Below are 7576 nucleotides of genomic sequence, written 5' to 3'. Positions count from 1 at the left end.
AGATAATAAAGATAAGGGACAAAAATGAAAAAGTTGGGTTTGGTATTGTCGGCATTTATAGTGGCGGTGTGGTTTGGTGCGTGTGGGGATTCAAAGGATTCAAAAGATTTAGGCGAATCACAAACGATAAATGCGAACGATTCACAGGGCGAATCTAACGAATCTAGCGCGGATTCAAATATAGATTCAATCAAATCCGCGCAGGATTTTAATGTTTTACACCAAAATGCCACAATTTGCGATGATAGCTATAATAAAAAAGTATGCGGTGGCGATGCTCTGCTGTGCAGTGCAAATAAATGTTTGTATAAAAATCTCACAAACATAGATGAAGCCTTTAAATTTTATGTAGGGCAAAAGATAAAAAAAATCGCTTTTTCAAAAGAGCGAGATGAGCGAAATGTGCTTGTTTATAAGTATATGCTAGGCATAGCTTTGCCAAAGGAAAATGAAAGCAAGAAAAAATTACAACTTCTATTGAGGATTATTATTCTAAGCAGTATGGCATACAAAATCAATGCGACTTTGAATTTAAACGCACGAGCGATAGCCTAATGATAGAATTTAATAATTGCGACGATAGCGAGAGCAATACGATTATATTCACACAAAAAGGCGAAGCAGTGGAGATTATTAACAAAAGTATTGTTAGTTTTTGAAAGTCATAATGAAACTTTGTGATTCATAGCGACAAAGCGCGGATTTTATACGGCGCAATTTTGATTCGCATAAATCCATTAAATTTTCGCTAAAATTGCGTTTTATTGTGTGAATCTTAGTCAAGCTAAATTTATATCATAAAAAGACAAAAAGGATTTTGCGTGAAAATGTGGGCTGTGGCGTTTGGATTGTTTGGGATTTTGCTAACGCTTTTTGCGCTAAATGGCTGTGCTTATCCTACGAGCTACAAGGCATTTTTGCATAGAAGCATAGATAGCGATTATAAAGAATACGAGCGACTTTGTAAAGAGAATCTAGGTAAGGTAGTGTATGCTAGAGCAAGACAAAATCTAACAACAAACAATATAAAGACAAAAAGTTTTATGTGGTTTTTGCCAAATAAACAGATTGTGCCACAGGTTGTAGTGCTTTCGGATTCTAGCACGGCTCGTGCATTTTATATAAAAATCATAGGATTTCACTATGATACATTATGGAATAAATTTTACCCAGAACTATTTATAATGCCACATAGCGAAACGAAATATTTGTATTGTGGAGCAAATTTAGAAGATTCTGTCAATGAAATCAAGAAAGAAGCAATGAACAACAATAGCGATATTGGCGAGATATTTGATGATGAAAGTGGCTTTGATTCATATACGCCTTATATTTTGAAAATATTATTTAAAGAGAAATAAAATGACTTATAATAAAAAATACTCGCTTGGAATCTATGATAAAATTAGCACAAGCAAACTATGGGTATTTTTATCTTGTTAATAATAAATTTGCCAACAAAGTTTTTACAGAAATTAACAGAACAGAAAAATCCAATAATTACTTATGAGGACATACTAACTAGATTTGGGGGAAAAGCGTGAAAATGTGGGCTGTGTTTATTTCGTTTTTAGTGGCATTGTTTTTTAGTGGCTGTGGCTCGTGGCTTATCGTGCCTTTTTTCTCATTACAGCCTAGCTATTGGGAGTTTAAGAAATTATGTAAGCTGAATGAATTGCCAAATAATGAGGAAAAATATAATAAAATGTTGGCGTATTATGATATGAGCTTAGATGATATTGATGATATTGATTGGAAAAAAATAAATGAGGATAAATATTTTTTGTGTAAAGATGAACACAAGGAGTGTTTGCCAAATGTGCGTGAATATATGGCAAAAGTTATGGGGAAACAGGTAAATCATAGACTTGAAACAACTCTTTGGGTTTATAGTAATAAATATAACTTAAATAGCGATAATATTACCGATATGAAAATTACTGCCTCTTGGCAAACAAGATTTTTTGTTCTTGATGGCAATGAGGGCTCGGGGTTTTATTGGGATGAACTAGAGGCGGAATGTATAGATGTTTTAAATAAGGAAAAATAACAATGACAAATAAAGAGATAATAAACAAAATAAAAGACAATGCTGAATTAGCGTGGGCAAGTTATGGGCATTTTCATTTGAAGGGTAAAAAATTTAAAGAAGACGATAAATATGGTAATAAAAAGGGGACAAAAATAACGCCAACCGACATATTGAATATGGATTATAATGGATACAAAACAGACGATAGCACTTTGTTTAATAAACACAAACTTAAAGGCGACTTCACTCCCACTCAAGCTAAACGATTTTTTGAACGCTATACTTTAATCGGGCATATCCCTGATGATAAAAATCTACATATTCCTTATGATAAGCGTGGATTTTCTGCGACAATATTTTATGATAAACTAAACGCTAATTATATTATCGCATTTAGGGGGACAAATGATTATAAAAATGTATAAAATTAAAGTTGCTTTTGTATAATTTTAAGATTCAAAATAGTAATAAAAAATAAAAGGACATATTTTGAAAATTCCTATTTACACGCAAATCAAAGCAAAGCTAGAATCTAAAGGACTAGATTCTACTACAAGCGGACAAATCGCGTGGTTTGTGTGTAGTGTTGTTGTGCCAACAACAATATATTTTATGATAAGTTTTATTCATAATCTAATCATTGGCAATTTGTATAATGCTTTTTTTATAAATGTATATGAAAATTTTTACGAATTTATATGGTTTCATTTATTGCTAATTTTTATCTTTAATTTATTTTATATTAGAAATGCCATACCTATCATTTTAGCATTTATAGCAAGTTTTTATCTTATATTGGAACATAAATTATATATTGTTGCGCTATGTTTATGTGGATTGTTTTTTGTTTGCATTTTTTACAAACGATGCATTATTTATGTTTTGTTGAGTGCGGTTGCTTGTGGCGTTGCTTATGGGCTAATATCGCTGATATATATTTTATCGCGTTAAAATTAAGGAGCAAAAATGAGATATTATGTAACTATTATAACAAATGCAAAAAATATAAAAACAAATGAAAATTATAGTTTTCATAAGTTAAGTAGTAATGTATAAATCAACACAAAAGCGTAAAGGCAGAATAAAAAATGCTTTGTTATATGCATTCTAATCTTTTTCCGTAAAAATTTATCTGCGACACACTAAAAATCCCCAAAAATCACAGGAATATCAGGGGATCCAACCACCTCATTTGGCGAATCTAAATACAAATTTCCCACACCTACAACCTTTTTTGCGTCTTTATCCACCAAATCATTGCGTAAATAGCTAACTTCCACTAATGAAGACCAAAAATAACCATTTAATTGATATATTATTGCACCAAAAGAATTAAAATGCGAATGAATCGGCGTGTAATGCTCTTTGATTTTTTCTAACACCGCGATTCGCCTTTGAGTAGCAGATTTATCATTTGGATTGCAACCGTGAAATTCAAATATAATCTGCGAAAAATACTGCGCGATTTTTGCCAAATCAATATTCTCTAAAATCTCCCATTCGCAGTCCTCAATGTCGCATTGCAGGACATTGCACGCATTTGGGTTAAAATCGTGTTGTGCCAAAAGATTTTCAAAGCTAATGGTATCGTGCGAATCTCTTGCGCCCACAAATTTCTTATAAAATGTGATATTGGGGTGATTATATGGGGCTTTGTCGATACTTGCGTCATATTGCAACACTTTATAGCCAAAATTTGCCATATCCAAATCCCACGGCGAATATGGCGAAACACCAAGTGAGAGGGCAAAAGGTTGATTTTGTGAAAAATTTATCTGTGGTGGATTATCTAGCAAATACGGGGGGGGGGGGGAATTATGTGATGAATCTTGCATAGATTCAAGCAGGTCTATTTTTGGATTTATCATAATATATCCCCCATCATTTGTGCCACCCACGCGCACTAGATTCTTGACACGCACAGGGCGAACAGCATTTAGATAGCGTTGCATTATAGTAAAATCATGGCATACACTAATACTAATTCTGCCACCTATCCTGTGATAAAACATCAATAAATTTTTATCTTTATCTACAAGATTCAAATCGCGCATAGTCTCATAGGCACTATGTGCTATTATATCTGTGCGAATTTCCGTGCGTATCGCGTTTAATTCACTTCGTATCGCACCAATCTCCCTGCGAATACGCTTAAACGGACGCAGCGCATTTGTAAGATTTCGCATAAACCTTGCCATTTTTTTCTCCTTATAATTTCCAACTTAAAAACATAAATACAAAAAACTTATCTGTCTTTGATTTTTAGCGTTTCGATAAGTTTGGCGTAGGTTTCGTATTTGGTGTTTTTGAGATATTTTAGCAAATGTTTTCGCTTGCCTACTAGTTTTAGCAGTCCTAATCGACTTGAATGGTCTTTTGGGTTTTCTTTCAAATGATTAGTAAGAGATGAAATGCGCTCGCTAAGCAACGCCACCTGCACTTCTGAAGAGCCCGTATCCTTGCTATCTCGCGCAAACTTGCCGATAATCTCGCTTTTTTTTGCCGTATCCAAAGCCATAACTGACCTCCTGATTGGTAAGATAAAGGCGTGATTTTACACAAAAAAGGCATAAATTAAGTTTAATTTCGCGCAATTTGTTGCCAAAATCTATAAAATCACACTCAAAAATACAAGACTTACGACAATTTAAGCGGATTATTATTTCTTATATTCTTTTAGCAAGTTGTTACACATTTTTTGTTTTTAAATTTAAGGCATTATGGTTGTGTGAAATGTTTTTTTTTTTAGTAAAAACAACATTTTAGAGGAAAAAAACATTTTTGATTTCTTATTTAAAAATTGTTTTTTTTTTTTTGTAGCATACTTTGTTTTTTTATTATATAAAATCCATTTGGAAAAGGATTTGCAAATGCAAGGATTAACAAAAATACTACAAGCAGGATTGGCGGCTCTATGTATAATGAGTTTTAGTGCGTGCGGTTTAATATTTGACAGCGATGAAAGAGACAGAACTTTTTCTGTGATGTTTATCAGCGAATCGCAAGATATAGATGCTTCATTTAAGCAAATGGAGGCTAATGCAAAAGAAATGGAAACAACAATTAAAGAAATAGAAGCTAATATGGAACAATTAAAAACTAATGTAAAACAAAAAGAGAAAATAGAAAAAGAAATAGAAGCGAATGAGAAAAAATATAACAAAGAAATAGCAAGACTACATCAAGAGTTAGCAGTTTTGGAAGACAAAAGGTTTTTTTATGCGACAAGAGAAGATATATACGCTTTGCAACATATTCAAGGTAAAATCGACACAATAGAAAGTAAAATACAAGCATTAAGATGTAAGAATACAAATTGCCACATATTTGAACAAAATGGTAGATTAACAGAAAAATATCTTGAATTAAGGAAAACTTTATTTAGCGAATCTTGTAGCAGTAGGATATCCGGTGGTAATATAACAATACAAGACATTGGTGGTATTGGAAAATGTGGTTTATTTAAAAAACACGATATATTAAAAACACATATAATAAAGCTTAAAAATAAAGAATGTGCCTCCTATCACGGCGCGGAATGGAGACCATCAAGACTAAAAGAAGGGCAAGAAGGTTGCTATGAAGAAGCGAAAAATTTGGATATTAGTATGCAAACACGATTTGGTGGAATTATAGAGGGAGCGAAAGAAAAAGTAAAAGATTTTGAAAGTAACTTCGAAATAGAATAGAAACAAAGTAATATTTTTACACTCGAAAAGAGAGGTTTTTCTTTGATTATTTTTCTATAAAACTTGATAGAGTTTTTGCTTTTTTTGCATTATCTAGCCCCTCCAAAAATACTAAAAACAAGCAAACTATCTACCCATTTTTTTATCCAAAATCTTTTTACTAGGATAGACAAAAAAGCTCTCCCTTTCCACAAAAATCTCATCATCATCTACCGCATAAGCGCGTATGATTAGCTTTTCGCGCAAATCCTTTGATTCTAGCGCAAAATCTAGCGGATTTTGCACGCGCAATGCGACTGCTTTTTTTACCTTGCCATTTGGCTCTACTCGCACAGGCTCGCTAGGCTCTAAAATCCTTATATTTTCATTATCCACCACCTCGAAATAAAAATCGTGCGCTTGCGTATCGGTGTTTTGGAAAAGGAAAGTATAGTAGTTATCTACTGCGCCACTTTTGCGGATTTCATAGGCTTGGGTGTTTCTATCGACATTTAGTAGCATTGGCTCTTTTTTGCCACTCATAGCGATGAGTATGGCAAACACCACGCAAAGCACGACAATATAGCCTATCGTCTTAGTCCTAAAAAACTTAACGCCACTGCTTGTAGCCACAGCGTTTGGCGAGCTCCAGCGCACAAGGCTAGGGCGATTATAATGCGCCATCACCTCGCTACACGCATCGACACATTCTAGGCAGTTTATACATTCTAGCTGCATTCCTTTTCGTATGTCGATATGCGTGGGGCAGACTTTCACGCAGGCAGTGCAGTTAGTGCATTCATTGGCTGGATTTTGCTTTTTGGGGGCTAGCTCGTTTTTGATTCCATTTGGCGCATATACCGCCCCACCGCGATTGCTATCATATATCGCCATTAGTGTATCATCATCATACATTACAGATTGCACGCGGGCATAAGGGCAGGCATAGATACAAAATCCCTCTGCCATAAGCGTAACATCAAGCGTTAAAAATGCTGCGATTGCTAGCCACGCTCCCATAGCGATAGTGTGGTTTTGTGCATCTGCGATATAGCCAAAAAATTCACTCGGTGGCATAAACAAAAATAAAAAATCCGCTGATATGATTAGCGATAGGCACGCAAAAATCGCTACGCCCAACGCCTTTTTGATTTTGTTGCCAAATAGCGCGTAATCTGGTTTTTTTTGCTTATCATTGATTCGTTTGCGAAGTCCTAAAATCTTTGTTTCGATTAAGTCCCTATATATCACGCGAAAAATCGTTTGCGGACAGCACCACCCGCACCACACGCGCCCCCCCAAAGTCGTCATAAAAAATATCCCAATAAAAAGCATTATCAACAAAAATGGCATAAGATACAGCTCCTGCACGCTAAAAACCACTCCCAAAAGATGCAATTCTTTATGCACGAATGAAAGCAAAAATAGCTGATGTCCATTTATGCTAATAAATGGCAAAAGCAGGGCTAGCGTAGTAATGATTCCATAACCGATATATCGTTTTATGCGTTTTGGAAAATCTTGTCTTGGTTTGTTTGGATTTATACTTTTTTTTGGATTCATACTTAGAGAATCTTTGTTTTTTGGGTTTTCTAGCGTGTTTATTGAGTTTGGAGGGTTTAGGGAAGCGGTGCTTGTAGCGGTAGCAGTGGTGGTGAAAGGGTTAAGATTTTGAATGCTAGTTTGTGGATTTTGCAGATTTTGTGTATTTTGCAAATTTTGTGTGTCTTGTGGATTTTGTGCTTTCATTTCTAACTCCTTAAATCCTGTTACAAAATTTATGCAAATATTTCAAAGCGACTTTGTTTTAAAAGCATTTGCAAAAATCTATTTGTAGCGATTTTGGTTTTTTTGTGATTTGTAGCGATTTGTGAGG

General features: G+C 34.4%; 8 protein-coding genes. 5 read left to right on the top strand and 3 right to left on the bottom strand.

Going from position 1 to position 7576, the window contains the following annotated elements; translation table 11 throughout:
- Positions 1 to 24: 24 nt before the first annotated feature.
- From ACWIUO_RS11650 to ACWIUO_RS11635, 4 genes are all read left to right on the top strand, one after another.
- On the top strand, positions 25 to 555 hold the full coding sequence (locus tag ACWIUO_RS11650) for a hypothetical protein (RefSeq protein ID WP_454178058.1): 531 nt from the start codon (positions 25 to 27) through the stop codon (positions 553 to 555).
- A 266-nt stretch (positions 556 to 821) separates the two neighbouring features.
- Positions 822 to 1361, top strand: a complete 540-nt coding sequence (locus tag ACWIUO_RS11645) for a hypothetical protein (RefSeq protein WP_454178057.1) — start codon at positions 822 to 824, stop codon at positions 1359 to 1361.
- A gap of 185 nt (positions 1362 to 1546) precedes the next feature.
- On the top strand, positions 1547 to 2050 hold the full coding sequence (locus ACWIUO_RS11640; RefSeq protein WP_454178056.1) for a hypothetical protein: 504 nt from the start codon (positions 1547 to 1549) through the stop codon (positions 2048 to 2050).
- A gap of 2 nt (positions 2051 to 2052) precedes the next feature.
- A complete protein-coding gene (locus ACWIUO_RS11635) occupies positions 2053 to 2457 on the top strand; it encodes a hypothetical protein (RefSeq protein WP_454178055.1) in 405 nt (134 codons plus the stop codon).
- Between the two features lie 717 nt (positions 2458 to 3174).
- Here ACWIUO_RS11635 and ACWIUO_RS11630 read toward each other — a convergent pair.
- Both ACWIUO_RS11630 and rpsO read right to left on the bottom strand, forming a co-directional pair.
- Positions 3175 to 4230: a hypothetical protein gene (locus tag ACWIUO_RS11630; protein WP_454178054.1), complete on the bottom strand. Its 1056-nt coding sequence runs from the start codon at positions 4228 to 4230 to the stop codon at positions 3175 to 3177.
- A 47-nt stretch (positions 4231 to 4277) separates the two neighbouring features.
- Entirely contained in the window at positions 4278 to 4550 is a 273-nt protein-coding gene (gene rpsO, locus ACWIUO_RS11625; RefSeq protein ID WP_454178053.1) for a 30S ribosomal protein S15, read from the bottom strand.
- 352 nt (positions 4551 to 4902) lie between these two features.
- On the opposite strand from rpsO, the gene ACWIUO_RS11620 reads away from it, so the two are divergent.
- The gene (locus ACWIUO_RS11620) at positions 4903 to 5721 is read left to right on the top strand and encodes a hypothetical protein (RefSeq protein ID WP_454178052.1); all 819 of its coding nucleotides are present in this window, start codon (positions 4903 to 4905) and stop codon (positions 5719 to 5721) included.
- A 126-nt stretch (positions 5722 to 5847) separates the two neighbouring features.
- Here the strand turns inward: ACWIUO_RS11620 and ccoG are convergent, their stop codons facing one another.
- The gene (ccoG, locus tag ACWIUO_RS11615) at positions 5848 to 7263 is read right to left on the bottom strand and encodes a cytochrome c oxidase accessory protein CcoG (RefSeq protein WP_454178060.1); all 1416 of its coding nucleotides are present in this window, start codon (positions 7261 to 7263) and stop codon (positions 5848 to 5850) included.
- Positions 7264 to 7576 lie beyond the last annotated feature (313 nt).

This window comes from Helicobacter sp. T3_23-1056 (genome assembly GCF_053654535.1).
This window is presented reverse-complemented; position numbering and strand designations above follow the sequence as displayed.